The sequence below is a fragment of the Methylobacterium radiodurans genome (assembly GCF_003173735.1).
Taxonomy (GTDB): Bacteria; Pseudomonadota; Alphaproteobacteria; order Rhizobiales; family Beijerinckiaceae; genus Methylobacterium; species Methylobacterium radiodurans.
Map to the genome: position 1 here is coordinate 2,483,044 of NZ_CP029551.1, position 18,809 is coordinate 2,501,852.

Genomic DNA, 18,809 nt, shown 5'->3' on the forward strand with positions numbered 1-18,809 from the left:
TCCGGTGGTCAGGGCGCCTCGAACTCGGGCGGCCTGCGGCGCGCCCAGGCCGCGGCGATCCGCTCGGGCGAAATCTCGAGCGCGCGGGCGCAGGCCAGCAGCACCGGCTCGTCCGCCATGATGTGGTCGAGGACGGCGTCGCGCACGGCCGGATCGTCCGCCGCGCCGCGCAGCGCCTCGGGCGACAGTCCGGTCGCGTTGAGAAAGGGGAGAAGCCGATCCGGATCTTGGACCATCCACAGAAGAACATCCAGAGCCAGCGAATCCGAAGCTTCATCCTCTTGAAGGGATTTGCGTTTCATCAACATGTAAACCCTAGAATGGACTCCGACAGGGTGACGGACCGTTAACCACCAAGCGTCGCGCGCACCGGGATGTACGCTCATGAAGAAAACGGTGCTGATCGTCGAGGACAACGAGCTCAATATGAAGCTCTTTAACGACCTCCTCGAGGCGCAGGGCTACGCCACCCTCAAGACCGCGCACGGCATCGAGGCGATCGAGCTCGCGCGTGCCCACCATCCCGACCTCATCCTCATGGACATCCAGCTCCCGGAGGTCTCCGGCCTCGAGGTCACCAAATGGCTGAAGGAGGATGACGACCTCAAGCACATTCCCGTGATCGCCATCACGGCGTTTGCCATGAAGGGCGATGAGGAGCGAATCCGCGAGGGCGGGTGCGAGGCGTATCTGTCCAAGCCGATCTCGGTCGCGAAGTTTTTGGCAACGGTTCGGACTTATCTTGAATCCAAATCCTGACGCCTGAGCCGGTGCATCCGCGCGGGCGTCGTCTCCGATTGCCCGCGAGGAAAGATGTCGGCGCGCGTCCTGATCGTCGATGATCTGTTTCCAAACGTGAAGCTTCTCGAAACGAAGCTCGCGCTCGAGTATTTCACCACCATCGCCGCCATGAACGGGCTCGACGCGATCGCCATCTGCGAGCAGGGTCTCTGCGACGTCGTTCTGCTCGACGTGATGATGCCCGGGATGGACGGGTTCGAGGTCTGTCGTCACCTGAAGAGCAACCCCGTCACCGCCCATCTTCCGGTGATCATGGTCACGGCCCTCGATCAGCCCGCCGACCGGCTCAGAGGTCTGGAGGCCGGGGCCGACGACTTCCTGACCAAGCCCGTGGACGACGTCGCGCTGTTCGCGCGGGTGCGCAGCCTCGTGCGCCTGAAGATGGTGACGGATGAGCTGCTCAGCCGCGCGCTCGCCTCCCGCGAGGCCGGCCTCGGCGACCCGCTGGCCCGCGCAGCCGCCGAGACGGGCCTCGATGCCGAGATCCTGCTGGTGGAGGACCGCGAGGGCTCGGCCGACCGGATGGCGGCGGCGCTCGGCCAGCACCACCGGGTGAGCGTCGAGCCCGACCCGCAGCGCGCGCTGGTGCGAGCCGCCGAAGGCGCCTTCGACTGCATTCTGGTCAGCCTCGACCTTCAGGGCACGGACGGCCTGCGCCTGTGCAGCCAGCTCCGCTCGCTGGAGCGCACGCGGACGGTGCCGCTCGTGATGCTGGGCGAGGCGCACGAGCGCGAGCGAATCGTGCGCGGCCTCGATTTCGGCGTGCACGACTACCTGCTGCGGCCAGTCGACCGGAACGAGCTGGCGGCGCGGGTGCGGACTCAGGTCCGGCGCAAGCGCTTCTCCGAGGTGCTGCGCGGCGCGGTCCAGGCCTCGATGCAGCTAGCTGTCACCGACGGCCTGACCGGGCTGCACAACCGGCGCTACCTCGACAGCCATCTCGGCGCCCTCTTCGCCGAGGCGAGTCTGCGCCAGCGCCCGGTCGCGGCGCTGATCCTCGACATCGACCGCTTCAAGTCCATCAACGACACCTACGGGCACGAGGCGGGCGACGAGGTTCTGCGGACCTTCGCCGAGCGCATCCGGCTGCATACCCGCACCGTCGACATCGTCGCCCGCTACGGCGGCGAGGAGGTGGTGATCATCCTGCCCGATGTCGGCCTCGCCGAGGCGCAGACGATTGCCGAGCGCATTCGCGCCCGAATCGAGGCTCTGCCCTTCGCGGTCCAGCGCGCCACCCGCACCGTCCCCGTCACGGTCTCGATCGGCGTGGCGGCCCGGCAGGGCGACGACGCGGTGGCGGGAGACATGATGAAGCGCGCCGACCTCGCGCTCTACCGCGCCAAGAAGAGCGGCCGGAACCGCGTCGAGGCCGAGGCCGCCTGAGCGTCGGTCCAGCGGCGCCTGGGCGGGATCGGCCAGGCCGGGCAGGGGCTCCGACGCTTCGTCCCGCGGGGCCGCCGAAGCGGCGCGGGGCTGCCCGCGCCGCAGCCCTCGCAGGTGCTGCGTGTGGCAAGCCGGATTTCGGCGTCTGCTGTCTGCTGGACCGCCGTCATCCTGGCCTCGGCGGCACGCGCCGATTCGGCCTTCCGGCCCTCGATCTAAGCCAGTCGGAGCGCCGGCCGTCATGTCTGTCCGGCCGGCCCCGCTGTTGACAGGCCTTCCCGCATCGCCAACACCACGCCCCGCCCGGCGGCGCTGTTCGCGCCCGTGGGCTCTCGATCGACGCGCAGGACATTTGTGAACCGATGGCGGTGACGCGCTCCTATCTCGATTTCGAGAAGCCCGTGGCGGAACTGGAAGCCAAGCTCGAAGAGCTGAAGGCGGTCGGTGCCCGCGACGGCGCCGTCTCGATCAGCGAGGAGGTCGGCCGGCTTGAGGCCAAGGCCGCCCAGGCGCTGGCCGAGATCTACGCCAACCTCACGCCCTGGCAGAAGACGCAGGTGGCCCGCCACCCGCAGCGCCCACACTTCCTCGATTACTGCGCCGGGCTGATCGACGAGTTCACGCCGATGGCCGGCGACCGCAGCTTCGGCGAGGACGAGGCCGTGGTCGGCGGCTTCGGGCGCTTCCGCGGCCGGCCGGTCTGCGTGATCGGCCAGGAGAAGGGCGCGACCACCGAGGCGCGCCTGCGCCACAATTTCGGGATGGCCCGCCCTGAGGGCTACCGCAAGGCCGTGCGTCTGATGGAGCTCGCCGACCGCTTCGGCCTGCCGGTGCTGGCCTTCGTCGACACGGCCGGCGCCTTTCCGGGGATCGACGCGGAGGAGCGTGGCCAGGCCGAGGCCATCGCCCGCTCGACCGAGGCTTGCCTCGCGCTCGGCGTGCCCAACGTCGCGCTCGTCATCGGCGAGGGCGGCTCGGGCGGCGCCATCGCGCTCGCGACAGCCAACCGCGTCCTGATGCTGGAGCACGCGATCTACGGGGTCATCTCGCCGGAGGGCGCAGCCTCGATCCTCTGGCGCGACCAGGGCCGGGCGCACGACGCTGCCACCGCCATGAAGATCACCGCGCAGGACCTGCTCCGGCTCGGCGTCATCGACGGCATCGTGCCGGAGGCGACCGGCGGCGCGCACCGCGACCGCGACGGCGCCGTGGCGGCGGCGGGCGCCGCCCTCGACGAGGCGCTGCGCAGCTTCGAGGGTCTGAAACCTGACGAGATCCGGGACCTGCGCGCGCGGAAGTTCCTCGAGATCGGCCGGCGGCTGTGAGACGAGGCGGGGAGGGCGGCGGCCTTCTCGGGATATTGCGGCGCAGACTCAGGCTGCGCCGCCCGGACGGGCGCGAGCCAGGCGATTTCAACCACGTCTCGCTGGGCAGCAACTGTCAGATGGCGCATGCCCTGAAAACACTGGGCCTGCGCACATGGTCCGGCCCGTTCGACTGGGTCTTCACCCTGCCACCGATGGTGCGCGACTGCCTCGCCGATGACTGCCGAACGCTTGCCGACCGGGCGCAGTTGGAGACGATCCCGCTGCCGGAGCGCGAGGGGCCGGACATCACCCGCGGCCGGCACCGGCTCTACCGCGAGCACTACGGTCTCGACTGCATCTTCAACCACCACGACCCGGCCGCGGACGACGCGGATTTCGCCTTCCTGCAGGCCGGGGTGCGGCGCCTGCGCGCCGCGCGCGCCCTGGCCGGCGCGCGCAACCGCTACTGGCTGCTCAGCCACCTGCACGTCGCGCCAGCGGACGTGAGCAGCCTCTGCGACGTGCTGGCGGGGGATGCCGCCCGCAGCCATTTAACGGTAATCCAACTACTGCCGGGCGCGCCGGCCCCGCGCGTTGCGGAGCGGGCCGAGCCGCGGCCGGACCTCCTGCACATCACGCTGGAGACCCCCTCCGCGCCGGTGGGCCTGCGCCTCGCCGACCCGGCCGACGACGCGCGCCTCCTCGATCTGATTCGCGCCGAGGCCGCGTGCAATCCCGCACATCTCGGCTGAGTCTTCGCCGTGAACTGTGTCCTCCGCGTCATTGCGGTAACGGAGGGTCAAGTTTAACCGATCTACGGGTTTGGGGAGTGACGCCCGACGCCGGCCGAACGTGCCCGCGGGTGGAGTATCGATACGAGGTTCCCCATGGCTGTGCGCCCGCTCGCGGCTGCTGGTCTCATCGCCGTCACGCTCGGCCTCGGCGCCTGCCAGGACGGGCTCGTGAACGGCGCCTCGACCCGCCACCTGACTCCCGTCCCGGCTCAGACCCTGTCGCTGATGCAGACCAAGGGGATGAGCCAGACGGACCCGATCCTGATCCGCGCCTACAAGAAGGAGTCGGAGCTGGAGGTCTGGAAGCGCGACGGCACCGGCCAGTACGCGCTGCTGAAGACCTTCCCGATCTGCCGCTGGTCGGGCCAGCTTGGACCCAAGACCAAGCAGGGCGACCGGCAGGCGCCCGAGGGGTTCTACACGATCACCCCGGGCCAGATGAACCCGAACTCGGCCTACTATCTGTCGTTCGACACCGGCTACCCGAACGCCTTCGACCGGGCGAACGGCCGCACCGGCAACTACATCATGGTGCACGGCACCTGCTCGTCGGCCGGCTGCTTCGCGATGACCGACGCCTCGATGGCCGAGATCTACGCCATCGCCCGCGAGGCCTTCGCGGGCGGCCAGCGCGCCTTCCAGTTCCAGTCCTACCCGTTCCGGATGACGGCCCAGAACATGGCCAAGTTCCGCAACGACGCGAACGCGCCGTTCTGGAACAACCTGAAGGAAGGCTATGATTATTTCGAGGCCCTGAAACAGGAGCCCAAGGTCGGCCTGTGCGGAGCCAAGTACGTGTTCGGGGGCGCCGACGCGGCGGCCGGCTCCTGCAGCCCGCGGGTCGAACCGCAGGTCGCCGAGAAGCGCGCCCGCGACGACCAGCAGATCGCCGAGCTCGTCGCCAAGGGCACGCCGGCCACCCGTGTCGTCTACCAAGATGGGGGTCAGAACCCGGTCTTCCGGCCGCAGAACGTCACCGCCTTCGCGAGCCTCGGCACGAAGGAGGAGGAGCTTCCCTACAACGCCAAGGAGTTCGGCCGTCACCACCTCGGTGAGGTGAGCCGCCCCGAGACGCTCGCGGCCGCGCCCGAGGAAGTCGCGATCGAGCCGAAGGCCGGCCCCGCGACGGGACCGAAGGGCCGCACGCAGCTCGCCGCCGCGCCGATCCCCACGAAGGCCGCCGCGGCCGCGCTCACCGGCGGTGCCAAGCCGGCCCCGGCGCCCATGATGATGGCCAAGCAGGCGGAGCCGGCCGAGGCCAAGCCCGCCCGCGTCACGGTCGCGGACGCGGAGGGCGACGTCTCGGCCTTCCAGAAGGTGTTCGGCGGACTGGCCCGCAAGGAGGAAGCCACCGCTGCGGCGCCGGCAACGCCCGCGACTGACGCAGCGACCGCAGAGCCTGCCAAGCAGGTCCATGCCGCCCGCGCCCGGATCCAGGCGCATCTGGCCAAGCCTCCGGTCGCGACCGGCGCGCTGGCCGAGGCCAAGAAGGCCCCGGCCGCGAAGGTCGCCGAGGTGAAGAAGCCGGCCGCGAAGGCCGAGGCGGCGCGCTGAGGCGCTGCCGGCTCCCCTTCGTACCGCTGCGGGGGAGGGGGAGTTCGTGGACGGTCCGCCCGCTCAGAGTAGCGGGCGCTCGCGGTTCATCAGCCAGAGCGCGTGGACGGTGCCCGGCAGCCAGCCCAGGATCCACAGCACGATGTTGAGCAGGAACTGCAGGCCAAAGCCGGTGGTCAGCAGCACGGCGACGGGCGGCAGGAAGATCGCGAGAAGGATGCGGACGAGGCTGGACATCGGTCTCTCCAGAGGATTGGGTTCGGGCGCCCAACGAAGCTGAACCGTTTCCGTTCCGGCCCTTTACCCGTCGGCTGGTCACGGCTGTGCTGCGGACATGCGCACCGTCACACCGCCGCCGCGTTGTCGGGGGACGGGGAGCCCGGGAGGGGGCTCTCCCGCCGCTCCGATCCGAGGCATCCGTGACCGCACCGATCCGGCCGAACCCGCCCGAGGGCGCCCGCGCCACCGCGCCGATGCCTCTCGCGTGGGTCGGCCCCGGCTTCGCCGAGTTCGTCGCCATCGTCGCCCTGATGATGGCGGTCACCGCGATCTCGATCGACAACCTGCTGCCGGCCTTCCCGGCGATCCAGGCGCGCTTCGCGGTCGCCGACCCGAACCATCTCCAGCTTCTCGTCTACGTCTACATGATCGGCTTCGGGCTGGCGCAGATCGTCTACGGACCGGTCTCGGACGCGCTCGGGCGCCGGCCGGTCCTGCTCGCCGGGCTCGCGATCTACGCGGCCGGCACGGCACTGGCGATGATCGCGCCCTCCTTCGGCTGGCTGCTTGCCGCCCGCATCATCCAGGGCGTCGGCGCGGCGAGCGGGCGCGTACTCTCGACCGCGATCGTGCGCGACCGCTTCGCCGGCCGCGAGATGGCGAGCGTAATGTCGCTGATCATGATGGTGTTCCTGATCGTGCCGATGATCGCGCCGGCCGTCGGCGGCATGATGCTGGCGCTCGGCTCCTGGGTCTGGGTCTTCGTCTCGATGCTGGTGCTGGCCGCGATCTGCACCCTCTGGTTCACCTGGCGCATGCCCGAGACGCTGCACCCGGAATACCGCCGGCCGCTCTCCTTCGGCGCCACGGTCCAGGCCGTGCTGACGACGCTGCGCTGCCGGGTCGCGGTCGGCTACGCCACGGCGCTCGGCCTGCTCACGGGTTGCATCATGGGCTATGTCGGCTCGTCCCAGCAGATCTTCGATACCGGGCTCTACCATCTGGGCGCCCTGTTCCCGCTGGCCTTCGGGGCGGTGGCGGGAGCGATGGGCGCGGCGACGCTGGTCAACGCCCGCGTGGTACGGCTCCTCGGCATGCGTCCGCTCTCGCATGCGGGCCTCTCGGCCTTCGTGATGGTGGGGCTGGCGCAGGTCGGAGTCGGCCTCGCCTATCACGGCCATCCGCCGCTCGCCCTGTTCCTCGGAGTGCTGGCGATGAACCAGTTCCTGATCAGCTTCGCGATGCCGAACTTCAACGCGCTGGCGCTGGAGCCGCTGGGCGCCATCGCCGGCACCGCCTCGTCCTTCCTGGGCTTCTACACCACGATTCTCGGCGCCTTCTGCGGCTTCCTGATCGGGCAGGCCTTCGACGGCACGGTGCTGCCGATCGGCATCGGCTACGCGACGCTCGGCGGCCTCGCGCTCCTCGTCGTGGCCTGGACCGAGCACGGACGACTGTTCCGCGGCGGCGTCTCCGGTTGATGGCCTTGCGTCCTTAACCCGGCCTACACGCACCCGCCTCAAGGCTCCTCCGGCCTGCCCGAAGGAGCCCGCCGTGATCGCCAGAGCCCCCGACGCCCTAAGCCTCGCCGCGCGCCTGCTGCTCGCTGCCGCGCTCCTGCCGACCGGGATCGCGCGCGCGCTCAACGTCTCGGGCTTCGCGGTGACCCTGGCGGGCGCCGGCGTGCCGGCCCCGAACGCGGTCGCGACCGCGATGGTGGTGGTGCAGGTCTTCGGACCGCTGGCGCTGATCCTGGGCGTGCTGCCGCGGCTCACCGGCCTCGCGCTCGCGCTCTTCGCCGCCGGCATGGCCGTGGTGCTGCATCCGTTCTGGCAATTCGGCGGCGCGGCGGCGATCTCGGAGCGCACGCTGCTGCTCGCCGATCTCGGACTGGCGGGCGGCTTCCTGCTCTACACCCTCCAGGGCCCTGGCGCCTGGAGCTGGCAGGGCTGGCGCGCCGGAGTGCGCTCCGCCCCGAAGAAGGCGCCCGCCCGCAAGCCCGCCAACAGCAACGGCCCGAAGCGCGGCGGGCGGCCGGCTCGCGCCGCGGCCTAGATGGCGAGATTCCTCTCCTCGCTGTGCGCGGCCCTCTGCGTGGGACCGGCTCTTGTCGGCGCTGTCTCCGCCCAGCCGGCTCCCATCGAGGGAACGTGGCAGCAGGTCGAGACGAATGCCGGCTCCTGCAGAAGTTGCCGGATCGAGATCACGAGAGAGGCAGGGGCGCTCAGGATCGTCGCCAACAACGGCTGGTCGGCTCTGGTCGATGACACCGGCGACAGGAATCGGTTCGACGCGCGGGGGACTGGTTCCTGGCAGGCGACGACGAAGGGGTGGGTTGCCGGCCGAGCTTTCGACATCACGGTCCTTCGCGTCGTTGAACGGCTGCACATCACCATGCGCGTTGAGATGCCGGACGGCTCGGGCCGCCTGGTCCACGCGGTCTTCAAACGCATCTGGCTTGGCGTTTAGGTCCAAGATCCGAACGACGGGCTTTCCAGGCTCTAGTTCCGTCCCGGCGCCCCGGCCGGCGCCGCCTCGGTCGCGCGCCGGCCCGAGATCTCCGCGCCGGCATCCGGGCTGAGCCGTCGGAACGGGAACACGGAGGCGCCGGAGATCAGCGCCACCGCCAGGAAGGCCGGGCCGAAATCCTCCGCCCGGATCTCGGCGCGCCCGTGCCAGGCGGCGGCGGCTTCCAGCGCCAGCGCGCCCAGGGTCACACCGAGGCTCAGCGAGAGCTGCTGCGCGACACTCGCCAAGCTCGTGCCCGCGCTCATCTCCCGCTGCTCCAGATCGGCGTAGGCGATGGCGTTGATGCAGGTGAATTGCAGCGAGCGCAGGCAGCCGCCGAGGAAGAGGAGACCGACGATCAGAGCGTGGGGCGTCTGGGCGGTGAAGAGCCCGTTCACCGCCAGGAAGCAGGCGGCCAGCACCGCGTTCGTCACCATCACGGCGCGGAAGCCGAACGTGCGCAGGATGCGCGGCCCCACCGTCTTCACCAGCATCGCGCCGGCCGCCGCCGCGAACGTGATCAGGCCCGATTGCAGCGCGTCGAGGCCGAAGCCGATCTGCAGCATCAGCGGCAGCAGGAAGGGAATCGCCCCGGTGCCGATGCGGAACAGCGAGCCGCCGGTCACGGCCGCCCGGAAGGTCGGGTAGCCGAGCAGCCCGAGCCGCAGGACCGGGTGCGGCACGCGGCGGGAGTGGCGGATGTAGAGGCCCAGCAGCGCCGCGCCCCCGCCGAGGCAGCCCCAAGTGAGCCAGGCCGGCAGCAGGTGGCGCCCGAGCGAGGCGAGGCCGAGCATCAGGCTGGCCAGGCCCGGCCCGAGCAGCACAAATCCGGCGACGTCGAGCGGCGGCCGCTCGGCCTCGCGCAGGTCCTCGAAATAGATGCTCGCCAGCACGATTCCGGCGATCCCGATCGGGATGTTGATCAGGAAGATCCAGCGCCAGTCGAGCCAGGTGGTGATCAGGCCGCCGAGCGGGGGACCGAGGATCGGACCGATCAGCGCGGGGATCGTCAGGTAGGCGAGCGCCGTGACGAGTTCCGATTTCGGCACGCTGCGCAGGATCACGAGGCGCCCGACCGGCACCATCATGGCCCCGCCGACGCCCTGGAGGAAGCGGGCCGCGACGAAGCTCAAGAGCCCGTCGGCCGCCGCGCAGGCGAGGGAGCCCGCCATGAAGACGCCGAGCGCCGCGCGGAACACGGTGCGCGCCCCGAATCGGTCGGCCATCCAGCCGCTCACGGGGATGAAGATCGCGAGGCTGACGAGGTAGGCGGTGAGCGCGAGCTTGAGGACGATCGGATCCTCGCCGAGGCTCGCCGCGATCGTCGGCAGTGCGGTGGCGATCACGGTCGCGTCCGTGTTCTCCATGAACAGGGCGGTGGCGACGACGAGGGGTACGATCCGGGTCGGGGACATCGGTCTCGACAAGCGTTTTGGTGAACGGGCGGTTGCATGCGCGGCGGCCCTGCCCGGAATGTGACCGATCCCGCGACGGATCCGACCGAATCCGTGGCGGATCCGCCACGGATTGTTTCCGAACGCTTTGCGGTCCTGGGCCGGGCCTTCCGGGGGGCGACCGGCGGCCTTAAGCTGGGCGGTAATGTTCGCGGCTGCCCGCGCCCGGTCGGGTGGCGGGAAGACGAGGCCGCTCCTCGAGAAAGTGACCGGATGATAACGAGGCCGAAGACGCTCCGATCGCTATCGCCCCGATCCCTGCCGCGGCTCGCTGTGGCCTCCGTCCTGCTGGCCTCGCTCGCCGCCTGCGGCACCGTGCTGCTCAACGACAACGGCTCGCTCACCCGCTACGACCTGCTGCGCCCGAGCACCGAGGCCTCGACCTCGGCGAAGCTCTACGTCGACCGGGCCGCGCTCGCCCGAACGCGCACGGTGCGCATCGTCCCGACGAGCTTCCCGGCCAACGCAGCGGGCGCCGCGGGGCTCAACGAGGTCGAGCGCCGGGTGGTGGCCAACAACGCCGACCGGGCGCTCTGCTACGAGCTGTCCCTGAAGTACGACGTGGTCTCGACCCGCGACGCCGACCTTACGGTGCGCGCCCAGGTCACCCGCGTGGAGGCGACCAACCTCGGCGGCGCGGGCCCGACCATCGGCCTGTCGGCGGCCGTCACGGTGGCCTCCCAGGTCGGCGTCGGCTTTGCCCAGGGCATCGGCCGCGTGCCGATACCCCGCGTGCCGATCGGCCTCGGCAGCCTGACCGTCGAGGCCGAGGCGCTCGACCGCCGCCGCCAGCAGCGGGTCGCGATGGTCTGGGGCGGGGCGGCGAACTCCTTCACGAGCCAGCCGCGCTTCTCCCCGGCCAGCGATGCCTACGACCTCGCGGGCGATTTCGGCCAGGATCTCGGTTACCTCATCGCCACCGGCGACGACCCGTTCAAGGCGCCGCTCACGCTCCCAACCTGGGACCGCGTGCGCATCACGTCCTTGGGCGAGGCGCCGCTCGACCCCGATTGCGAGGCCTTCGGCCGGGCGCCGGGCGTCAACGGCATCGCGGGCGACTATATCGGCCTGCCGCCGGACTGGACCGACAAGGGACCGACCAACGGCCGGCCGCTGCCCTGACGTGCGGCAAGCGCCATGCGGCCCGCGCAGGCGGGCCCGGCGCGAATAAGCTGGGACGGGGCGGTTTCGTCGCCTTGGCGAGGCCGGTTCCCCCGTGATATCGGCCCGTGCCAACCCAATCACGCCGGTGGCCCTGAATCAGGCGCCGCGCACCTGCAGGGAAGTTGGCACATGGCCCCCATCAGCGCCGCCTCGATCATCGAGGGCCTGACCTTCGACGACGTCCTCCTGCGGCCCGCTGCCTCCTCGGTGATGCCGACCGAGGTGAATGTCGGCTCCCGCCTGACCCGCTCGATTAAGCTCAACCTGCCGATCCTCTCCTCGGCGATGGACACCGTCACCGAGGCGCCGATGGCGATCGCCATGGCCCAGCTCGGCGGCCTCGGCGTGATCCACCGCAACCTGGAGCCGCCGGAGCAGGCCGAGCAGGTCCGCCTCGTCAAGAAATACGAGTCGGGCATGGTGCTCAACCCCATCACCATCCACCCGGACGCGAGCCTCGCCGAGGCGTTCGAGGTGATGAAGCAGAACCGCATCTCCGGCATTCCGGTGGTGGAGCGGGGCCCCAACGGCTCGCGCGGCAAGCTTGTCGGCATCCTCACCAACCGCGACGTGCGCTTCGCCACGAACGCCAGCCAGCCGGTGGCCGAGCTGATGACCCGCGACCGGCTGATCACCGTGCGCGAGGGCGTGACCCAGGACGAGGCCAAGCGCCTGCTCCACCAGTTCCGAATCGAGAAGCTGCTCGTCGTCGACGACCACTACCGCTGCATCGGCCTGATCACGGTGAAGGACATCGAGAAGCAGGTCGCCTACCCGACCGCCGTGAAGGACGAGCACGGCCGCCTGCGGGTGGCCGCCGCCACGACGACCGGGGACGGCGGCTTCGAGCGAGCCGAGCGCCTGATCGATGCGGGCTGCGACGTGATCGTGGTCGATACCGCCCACGGCCACTCGATCAAGGTGCTCGACGCCGTGCGCCGGGTGAAGCAGCTCTCCAACGCCGTGCAGGTGGTGGCGGGCAACGTCGCGACGCGCGACGGCGCCCAGGCCCTGATCGACGCGGGCGCGGACGCCATCAAGGTCGGCATCGGGCCGGGCTCGATCTGCACCACCCGCATCGTGGCGGGTGTCGGCGTGCCCCAGCTCACCGCCCTGATGGAGGCGGTCGAGGCGGCCTACGAGGCCGACGTGCCGGTGATCGCCGACGGCGGCATCAAGTACTCGGGTGATCTCGCCAAGGCGATCGCGGCCGGCGCCTCGGTGGCGATGCTCGGCTCGCTCTTGGCCGGCACCGACGAGGCGCCGGGCGACGTGTTCCTGTACCAGGGCCGCTCCTACAAGAGCTACCGCGGCATGGGTTCCGTCGGCGCGATGGCCCGCGGCTCGGCCGACCGCTACTTCCAGGCCGAGGTCAGCGACACCCACAAGCTCGTGCCGGAGGGCATCGAGGGGCAGGTGCCCTACAAGGGCCCGGTCGGCGCGGTGCTGCACCAGCTCGCAGGCGGCCTGCGCGCCGCGATGGGCTACGTGGGCGCCGCCACGATCCCCGAGTTCCAGGAGCGGGCGCAGTTCATCCGCATCACCAATGCGGGCCTGCGAGAGAGCCACGTCCACGACGTCACCATCACCCGCGAGAGCCCGAACTATCCGTCGCGGACCTGAGGAGGGCTGGACCAGCCCCACCAGCCAACGGATCTAGGGCATCCGGTCGTTTCGTGGCAGAATCCTGTTCGGAGGCTTCGACCAAGACGATCGCGCCCTGGTTCTCACAGCTAGGCCGGGGACCGGCCTACGAGCGCGCACGCGAGGAGGGCGCAGCCGCGCCAGCCGCGTTGCGGCGGCGCGCCGACGGCATCCGGGAGGTGAACGCCCTGACGGCAGACGAAGCCGTAGCCCTGGCGTGCAGCATCCGGGTGCGGGCCTTACGTCGCCTGTTGCCGGACAGCGCGCCGTCGATCCGGGCCGAGCGCGACGCGGGATGATCGTCATCGATGCTTGCGTCGCGGTGAAATGGTTCCTGCCCGAGCCGCACAGCGATGTGGCGGAGGCGATTCTGGCCCAAGGCGACGTCCGCATCGCGCCCGGGCACATTCTCGTCGAAGTCGGCAACACGCTTCTGAGGGCATATCGGGCAGAGACGATCACGCTCGACCATGCGCGCGAGGTCATCGCCGCGTTGACGCGACTGGTACAATTGCAGACGATCCACGAGATCGCGCCTGCGGCCCTCGAGATCGCCGTGCGGGTCGGCTGCACGAACTACGATGCGCTGTACCTTGCCGCCGCGGAGCGTTGGGGTGCGGTCTTCGCGACCGCCGACACCCGACTCGTCCGGCAGCTTCGATCCGCCGGATCGATCCGAACGATCGGGAGCTGAACGGCTCCGGTCGCGAAGTCTCGGACGTATCGTCCGGCGTCGGGCTTCGTAGGGCCGCGCATCGCTGCGTTTTGGCGCGGCTCGCTACCGCGTGGCCTCTTCTCACTCCGACCTCCCCGCCACGCGATCGTGTGGCCGCTCCGGTGGTTGCATCCGCGACCGGCCGCGCGCATGGAGGTCGGGCAATCGCGGCAGCGGGAGAGACGGATGCGCGTGCTGGTGGTCGGGGCCGGGGCGACCGGCGGCTATTACGGGGCGCGCCTCGCCGAGATCGGCCGCGACGTGACCTTTCTGGTCCGCCCGGCCCGGGCCGAGGCGCTCGCCGCCCGCGGCCTGAACCTGAAGAGCCCGTTCGGCGACCTGCACCTGCCCGAGCCCCGGACCGTGACCGCCGACCGGCTGGCCGAGCACGCCTTCGATCTCGTCATCCTCTCCTGCAAGGCCTACGATCTCGACGCGGCGCTGAGGGACGTGGCGCCCGCCGTGACCGAGGGCACGGTCGTCCTGCCGATCCTCAACGGCTTCGCCCATCTCGACGCGCTCGACGCCGCCTTCGGGCCGGCGCGCGTGCTCGGCGGCTCCTGCGCCATCATCTCGACGGTCGGGGCCGAGGGCGAGATCCGCCACATGAGCGAGCTCTGCACGATCACCTACGGCGAGCGCGACGGCGGCCGATCGGACCGGGTGCAGGCGATCGACGCGCTGATGCAGGGGGCCAAGTTCCAGGCCCGGCTGAGCGACAAGATCCTGCTGGAGATGTGGGAGAAGTGGGTGTTCCTGGCGACGCTCGCGGGCGCCACCACCCTGATGCGGGCCTCCATCGGCGACATCGTCGCCGCGCCGGGCGGACGCGAATTCATCGAAGGTCTCCACGCGGAGTGCCTAGCCATCGCGGCCGCAGCCGGGCATGCGCCGCGCGAGAAGGTCACCGCCCAGGCCCGCGCCACCCTGACGGCCGAGGGCTCGCCGATGACGGCCTCGATGCTGCGCGACATCCTAGGCTGCGGCCGCATCGAGGCCGACCACATCGTCGGCGACCTGATCGCGCGGGCGCGCGCGGCGGGTGTCGCGCACCCGCTCCTCGGGATCGTCTATACGGGCCTCAAGGCATACGAGGCGCACCGAGCTCGCGAGGCCCGGTAGTGGGAACGGCGAGGCGCGCTCAGTAGCGCGGGCCGCGGGGCGGCGGGCCACCGTATTCGAGCTGCGTCTTGGCATCGACGCGCGGCGGCGGCGGGCTGAGTTCCGGACCCGGTGCGGCCGGGGCCTGCGAGCAGGCGGCGAGCGCCGCGGCGACGAGCGCCGCCAGGGCGAGACGGGGGAGGGGGGACATCGGGCTCTCCGGCCTTCGTTGAAGCAAGGGCCGTTCTCGGCTCGGATCGGGCCGTAAGCTCGGCCGTATCGTGGCGGCCCGGCGCAGGAAGCGTGGCCGTTTCACGGCAGCGTGAACAGAAGATTACAGGAGACCGACCTGACACCCTCCGCCCGCTGCTCCGCTGCCATCGAGGTGCTCGCCGACATCGCAACGCGCCGTCGTCCAGCCGCCGACGCGCTCAAGGATTGGGGCCTTGCCCACCGCTTTGCCGGCTCGGGCGACCGCGCCGCGATCGCGAGCCTCGTCTACGACGCGCTGCGGCGCCGCGCCTCGGCCGCCTGGATCATGCAGGACGAGGCGCCGCGCGCCGTGCTGCTCGGCTCGCTGCGCCTGCAGCAGGGACTGGCCGCGCCCTCAATCGCGCAGCTCTTCACCGGCGAGCGCTTCGCGCCCGACCCCTTGAGCGCCGAGGAGCGTGCGCGGCTCGACCAGGGCAGCCTCGCGGAGGCGCCGCCGCACGTCGCGGGTGACGTGCCCGACTGGGTACTGCCCGATCTGGTGAGCCTGCTCGGGGACGATCTCCTGCCCGAGCTGAAGGCGCTTGCGCGCCGCGCCCCCCTCGACATCCGCCTGAACCTGCTCCGGCAGGATCGCGCGGCCGCACTGCCGGCGCTCGCACATCTGAACGCAGAGCCGACGCCCTTCGCGCCCCAGGGCCTGCGCATCCCGATCGGCGCGGACGGCCGTGGGCCCGCGCTCCACGTCGAGCCGGAATTCCTGGAGGGCTGGTACGAGATCCAGGACGAGGGCTCTCAGCTCGCCGCCTTGCTGAGCGAGGCGCAGGCCGGTGAAACGGCGGTCGACCTCTGCGCGGGCGGGGGCGGCAAGACGTTGGCGCTCGCGAGCCAGACCCGCAACGGCGCCCGGCTGATCGCCAGCGACGACGACCCGCGCCGCCTCGCGCCGATCCACGAGCGCCTGCGCCGCTCCGGCGCCGAGGCCGAGGTGCGGACACCCCGGGGCGGCCGGGCGCGGACGGACGTGCTGGCGGATCTCGACGGCACGGTGGACCGCGTCGTGGTCGATGCGCCCTGCACGGGTGCGGGCACGTGGCGGCGCAACCCCGACGCCAAGTGGCGCCTGCGGCCCGGCAGCCTCGCGACCCGCATCGCCGAGCAGGCGGCGGTGCTCGACCGTGCGGCGCGTCTGGTGCGGCCGGGCGGGCGCGTCACCTACATCACCTGTTCGTTGCTGCCGCAGGAGAATGACGGCGCGCTCGACGCCTTCCTGGGCCGCACGAGCGGGTTCGCGGTGCTGCCGGCGCGGGACGTGGTGGCGCGGGTGCTGCCCGAACTGGCCCAGGCCGTGCGTTTCACCCGCCACGGCTTGCAGATGAGCCCGGCGCGTACCGGCACGGACGGCTTCTACGTGGCGAGCCTGGAGCGGCGGGGCTGAGGCCCCGCCCGCGGGGCGCGCGGCCCCGCTACTCCCACTCGATCGTACCGGGGGGCTTCGAGGTGATGTCGTAGGTCACCCGGTTGATGCCCTTGACCTCGTTGATGATCCGGGTCGCGACCCGGCCCAGGAAGGCCATGTCGAAGGGGTAAAAGTCTGCCGTCATGCCATCGACGGAGGTGACGGCGCGCAGGGCGCAGACGTGGTCGTAAGTGCGCCCGTCGCCCATCACGCCCACCGTCTTGACCGGCAGGATCACCGCGAAGGCCTGCCAGATCGTGTCGTAGAGGCCGGCCCTCCGGATCTCCTCGAGATAGATCGCGTCGGCCTTGCGCAGGGCGTCGAGCTTCTCCCCCGTGATCGTGCCGGGGCAGCGGATGGCGAGGCCGGGGCCCGGGAAGGGGTGGCGGCCGACGAAGCCCTCGGGCAGACCAAGCTCGCGCCCGAGGACCCGCACCTCGTCCTTGAACAGCTCGCGCAGCGGCTCCACGAGCTTCATGTTCATGCGCTCGGGGAGACCGCCAACGTTGTGGTGGCTCTTGATCGTCACGGACGGGCCGCCCGTGAACGAGACGCTCTCGATCACGTCCGGGTACAGCGTGCCCTGCGCCAGGAGGGCCGCTCCGCCGATCTTCTTCGATTCGGCCTCGAACACGTCGATGAAGAGCCGCCCGATCGTCTTGCGCTTCACCTCAGGGTCGCTGACGCCCTCGAGCGCGGAGAGGAACATCTCCTGCGCTTCGACGTGGACCAGCGGGATGTTGTAGTGGTCGCGAAACAGCCGCACGACCTCCTCGGCCTCGCCCTGGCGCAGCAGGCCGTGATCGACGAAGACGCAGGTGAGCTGGCTGCCGATCGCCTCGTGGATCAGCACCGCGGCGACCGCCGAATCGACGCCGCCGGAGAGCCCGCAGATCACGCGCTCGCCACCGACCTGCTCGCGGATCTTCGCGATCGCCTCCTCGCGGTAGGCACCCATGGTCCAGTCGCCGGAGCAGCCGGCGATGTCGCGCACGAAGTTACGGATGAGCAGCGCGCCGTGGGGCGTGTGCGCCACCTCGGGGTGGAACTGCACCGCGTAGAACTTGCGCGCCTCGTCGGCCACCGCCGCGAAGGGCGCGTTCTTCGAGATCGCCACCGTGGTGAAGCCGTCCGGAAGCTTGGTGACGCGGTCGCCGTGGCTCATCCAGACCGGATAGTGCTCGCCGACGTGCCAGACACCCTTGAACAACGCGCAGTCGCTGAGGATCTCGATTTCGGCCCGGCCGAACTCGGCGTGGTGCCCGCCCTCGACCTCGCCGCCGAGCTGGGCCGCCATGGTCTGCTGGCCGTAGCAGATGCCGAAGACCGGGACCCCCGAATCGAACACCACCTGCGGGGTGCGGGGCGAGGCCTCGGTCGTCACCGATTCCGGGCCCCCGGAGAGGATCACGCCCTTGGGCCGCGTCTCCGCGAAGGCTTCGGCCGCCTTCGTGAAGGGCACGATCTCGCAGTAGACGCCCTCCTCGCGCACGCGGCGCGCGATGAGCTGCGTCACCTGGCTGCCGAAATCGACGATGAGGATCTTGTCGTGGTCGGTCGTCATGGAAGTCGCCATGAACCCGCGCTTAGACGAGCGCCGGGACGCGCGCAACGCGCGTGCCCGCAGGCCTCCACCGCTTCAACCCACAATCGGACGCGCCTTGCAAGCGCAGCCGGCGGTTAAGGGCTCGTTCACGACTCGCGCGGCACACGGCCTGCCCCGCAACCGAAGCAGGAGCTCGAACCTTGAAAGCGATCTTCGTCGGACTTGCCGCCCTGACCCTGGCCGGTCTCTCCGCGCCAGCTTCCGCCCTCCCGCTCGGCCCCGGACCGCTCGTCGCCCCCGGCAGCGGCGTGGAGCAGGCCCGCGTGGTGCGCCGCACCGTCATCCGCGGGCCCCGCTGCCGCACCGTGGTCACCAAGCGCCGCGGCCCCTTCGGCCGCGTAACGGTCGTGCGCAGCCGCCGCTGCCTCTGAGGCATGACCGACGTCGCGCCGTCCTCTCCAGGGCGGCGCGGCTTGACTTCATTCATGGCCCCGCTCGATGATGGGTCGAGCGACGTGATTGGCAGCTTACAGGCACTTGCCTGCCCGTTATTGTCCCGATCCTTTGGCAGGCGCGGCGCGCGTGTCGAACGTTGAGCCCGTTCGGCGAAGGGGACACACCGATCATGCCCAAACCCAGGGACGGGCGTCGACCGACGGATTTCCGTGCCGGCGGAGCTAGCGCGCAGGTCGGTGCGCCGCTCGCGCTCGCGGCCGACCGCTGCATCGCTGCCTACGAGGCGGTACGAGATCTGGACGATCCGGATCTCCACCGCCTCTCGGAGATGCTGCTCCTCGCCGTCGGCAAGCGCCTCGCCCGCGAGGACCGGCAGGCGCTGCGACAACGGATGAACTGACCCTGTCCGCCGCGACGCTTGATCCCGGGCGCGCAGGGCCGATCTAGGCCGCGGGGCACCGCGGCGGCGCCCGCCGGCAGGACGGGAGCGT

General features: G+C 70.8%; 20 protein-coding genes. 15 read left to right on the top strand and 5 right to left on the bottom strand.

All coding sequences use genetic code 11. The features are described from left to right. Positions 1 to 8 precede the first annotated feature (8 nt). Positions 9 to 308, bottom strand: coding sequence for a DUF3572 family protein (locus DK427_RS11460; RefSeq protein ID WP_245930893.1), 300 nt, complete (start codon positions 306 to 308; stop codon positions 9 to 11). A gap of 76 nt (positions 309 to 384) precedes the next feature. Here DK427_RS11460 and DK427_RS11465 point away from each other — a divergent pair, with 76 nt between their 5' ends. The 5 genes from DK427_RS11465 to DK427_RS11485 all read left to right on the top strand — a co-directional run bounded on the left by DK427_RS11465 (position 385) and on the right by DK427_RS11485 (position 5,842). Then, positions 385 to 759 carry a response regulator gene (locus DK427_RS11465; protein WP_109951366.1) on the top strand — a complete coding sequence of 125 codons (375 nt, stop codon included), beginning with the start codon at positions 385 to 387 and terminating at the stop codon, positions 757 to 759. A gap of 54 nt (positions 760 to 813) precedes the next feature. Beyond that, on the top strand, positions 814 to 2,187 hold the full coding sequence (locus DK427_RS11470; protein WP_109951367.1) for a PleD family two-component system response regulator: 1,374 nt from the start codon (positions 814 to 816) through the stop codon (positions 2,185 to 2,187). Between the two features lie 362 nt (positions 2,188 to 2,549). Continuing rightward, a complete protein-coding gene (locus DK427_RS11475) occupies positions 2,550 to 3,512 on the top strand; it encodes an acetyl-CoA carboxylase carboxyltransferase subunit alpha (RefSeq protein WP_109951368.1) in 963 nt (320 codons plus the stop codon). Then, complete coding sequence (locus DK427_RS11480; protein ID WP_109951369.1) at positions 3,509 to 4,246, top strand: DUF1796 family putative cysteine peptidase; 738 nt, start codon at positions 3,509 to 3,511, stop codon at positions 4,244 to 4,246. Before DK427_RS11475 ends, DK427_RS11480 begins: the two co-directional genes overlap by 4 nt. A 135-nt stretch (positions 4,247 to 4,381) precedes the next feature. Then, positions 4,382 to 5,842: a L,D-transpeptidase family protein gene (locus DK427_RS11485; RefSeq protein WP_109951370.1), complete on the top strand. Its 1,461-nt coding sequence runs from the start codon at positions 4,382 to 4,384 to the stop codon at positions 5,840 to 5,842. 63 nt (positions 5,843 to 5,905) lie between these two features. On the opposite strand, the gene DK427_RS11490 is transcribed toward DK427_RS11485, so the two are convergent. Further along, the gene (locus DK427_RS11490; protein WP_109951371.1) at positions 5,906 to 6,079 is read right to left on the bottom strand and encodes a YqaE/Pmp3 family membrane protein; all 174 of its coding nucleotides are present in this window, start codon (positions 6,077 to 6,079) and stop codon (positions 5,906 to 5,908) included. Between the two features lie 236 nt (positions 6,080 to 6,315). Between DK427_RS11490 and DK427_RS11495 the strand changes: the two genes are divergently transcribed. The 3 genes from DK427_RS11495 (at position 6,316) to DK427_RS11505 (ending at position 8,530) form a co-directional block, all read left to right on the top strand. Continuing rightward, a complete protein-coding gene (locus DK427_RS11495) occupies positions 6,316 to 7,542 on the top strand; it encodes a multidrug effflux MFS transporter (protein WP_204165333.1) in 1,227 nt (408 codons plus the stop codon). Positions 7,543 to 7,615: 73 nt separating this feature from the next. Beyond that, the gene (locus DK427_RS11500; RefSeq protein ID WP_109951372.1) at positions 7,616 to 8,116 is read left to right on the top strand and encodes a DoxX family protein; all 501 of its coding nucleotides are present in this window, start codon (positions 7,616 to 7,618) and stop codon (positions 8,114 to 8,116) included. After that, entirely contained in the window at positions 8,117 to 8,530 is a 414-nt protein-coding gene (locus DK427_RS11505; RefSeq protein WP_109951373.1) for a DUF2147 domain-containing protein, read from the top strand. It abuts the gene before it with no gap. Between the two features lie 32 nt (positions 8,531 to 8,562). Here the strand turns inward: DK427_RS11505 and DK427_RS11510 are convergent, their stop codons facing one another. Then, a complete protein-coding gene (locus tag DK427_RS11510) occupies positions 8,563 to 9,984 on the bottom strand; it encodes an MFS transporter (protein ID WP_109951374.1) in 1,422 nt (473 codons plus the stop codon). 252 nt (positions 9,985 to 10,236) lie between these two features. Here DK427_RS11510 and DK427_RS11515 point away from each other — a divergent pair, with 252 nt between their 5' ends. The 4 genes from DK427_RS11515 (at position 10,237) to panE (ending at position 14,668) form a co-directional block, all read left to right on the top strand. After that, entirely contained in the window at positions 10,237 to 11,145 is a 909-nt protein-coding gene (locus tag DK427_RS11515) for a DUF3313 domain-containing protein (RefSeq protein ID WP_109951375.1), read from the top strand. 171 nt (positions 11,146 to 11,316) lie between these two features. Further along, the gene (guaB, locus tag DK427_RS11520) at positions 11,317 to 12,810 is read left to right on the top strand and encodes an IMP dehydrogenase (protein ID WP_109951376.1); all 1,494 of its coding nucleotides are present in this window, start codon (positions 11,317 to 11,319) and stop codon (positions 12,808 to 12,810) included. A gap of 316 nt (positions 12,811 to 13,126) precedes the next feature. Next, positions 13,127 to 13,525: a type II toxin-antitoxin system VapC family toxin gene (locus DK427_RS11525; RefSeq protein ID WP_109951377.1), complete on the top strand. Its 399-nt coding sequence runs from the start codon at positions 13,127 to 13,129 to the stop codon at positions 13,523 to 13,525. A 207-nt stretch (positions 13,526 to 13,732) separates the two neighbouring features. Continuing rightward, positions 13,733 to 14,668, top strand: coding sequence for a 2-dehydropantoate 2-reductase (gene panE, locus DK427_RS11530; protein WP_109951378.1), 936 nt, complete (start codon positions 13,733 to 13,735; stop codon positions 14,666 to 14,668). Between the two features lie 19 nt (positions 14,669 to 14,687). Here the strand turns inward: panE and DK427_RS26690 are convergent, their stop codons facing one another. Beyond that, positions 14,688 to 14,858: a hypothetical protein gene (locus DK427_RS26690; RefSeq protein WP_204165302.1), complete on the bottom strand. Its 171-nt coding sequence runs from the start codon at positions 14,856 to 14,858 to the stop codon at positions 14,688 to 14,690. Between the two features lie 138 nt (positions 14,859 to 14,996). Here DK427_RS26690 and DK427_RS11535 point away from each other — a divergent pair, with 138 nt between their 5' ends. Further along, complete coding sequence (locus DK427_RS11535; RefSeq protein WP_109954118.1) at positions 14,997 to 16,295, top strand: RsmB/NOP family class I SAM-dependent RNA methyltransferase; 1,299 nt, start codon at positions 14,997 to 14,999, stop codon at positions 16,293 to 16,295. Positions 16,296 to 16,323: 28 nt separating this feature from the next. On the opposite strand, the gene guaA is transcribed toward DK427_RS11535, so the two are convergent. Next, positions 16,324 to 17,880, bottom strand: coding sequence for a glutamine-hydrolyzing GMP synthase (guaA, locus tag DK427_RS11540; RefSeq protein WP_109951379.1), 1,557 nt, complete (start codon positions 17,878 to 17,880; stop codon positions 16,324 to 16,326). A 182-nt stretch (positions 17,881 to 18,062) separates the two neighbouring features. Here guaA and DK427_RS11545 point away from each other — a divergent pair, with 182 nt between their 5' ends. After that, positions 18,063 to 18,293: a hypothetical protein gene (locus tag DK427_RS11545; RefSeq protein WP_109951380.1), complete on the top strand. Its 231-nt coding sequence runs from the start codon at positions 18,063 to 18,065 to the stop codon at positions 18,291 to 18,293. A gap of 194 nt (positions 18,294 to 18,487) precedes the next feature. Then, on the top strand, positions 18,488 to 18,718 hold the full coding sequence (locus DK427_RS11550) for a hypothetical protein (protein WP_109951381.1): 231 nt from the start codon (positions 18,488 to 18,490) through the stop codon (positions 18,716 to 18,718). Positions 18,719 to 18,809: the final 91 nt, after the last annotated feature.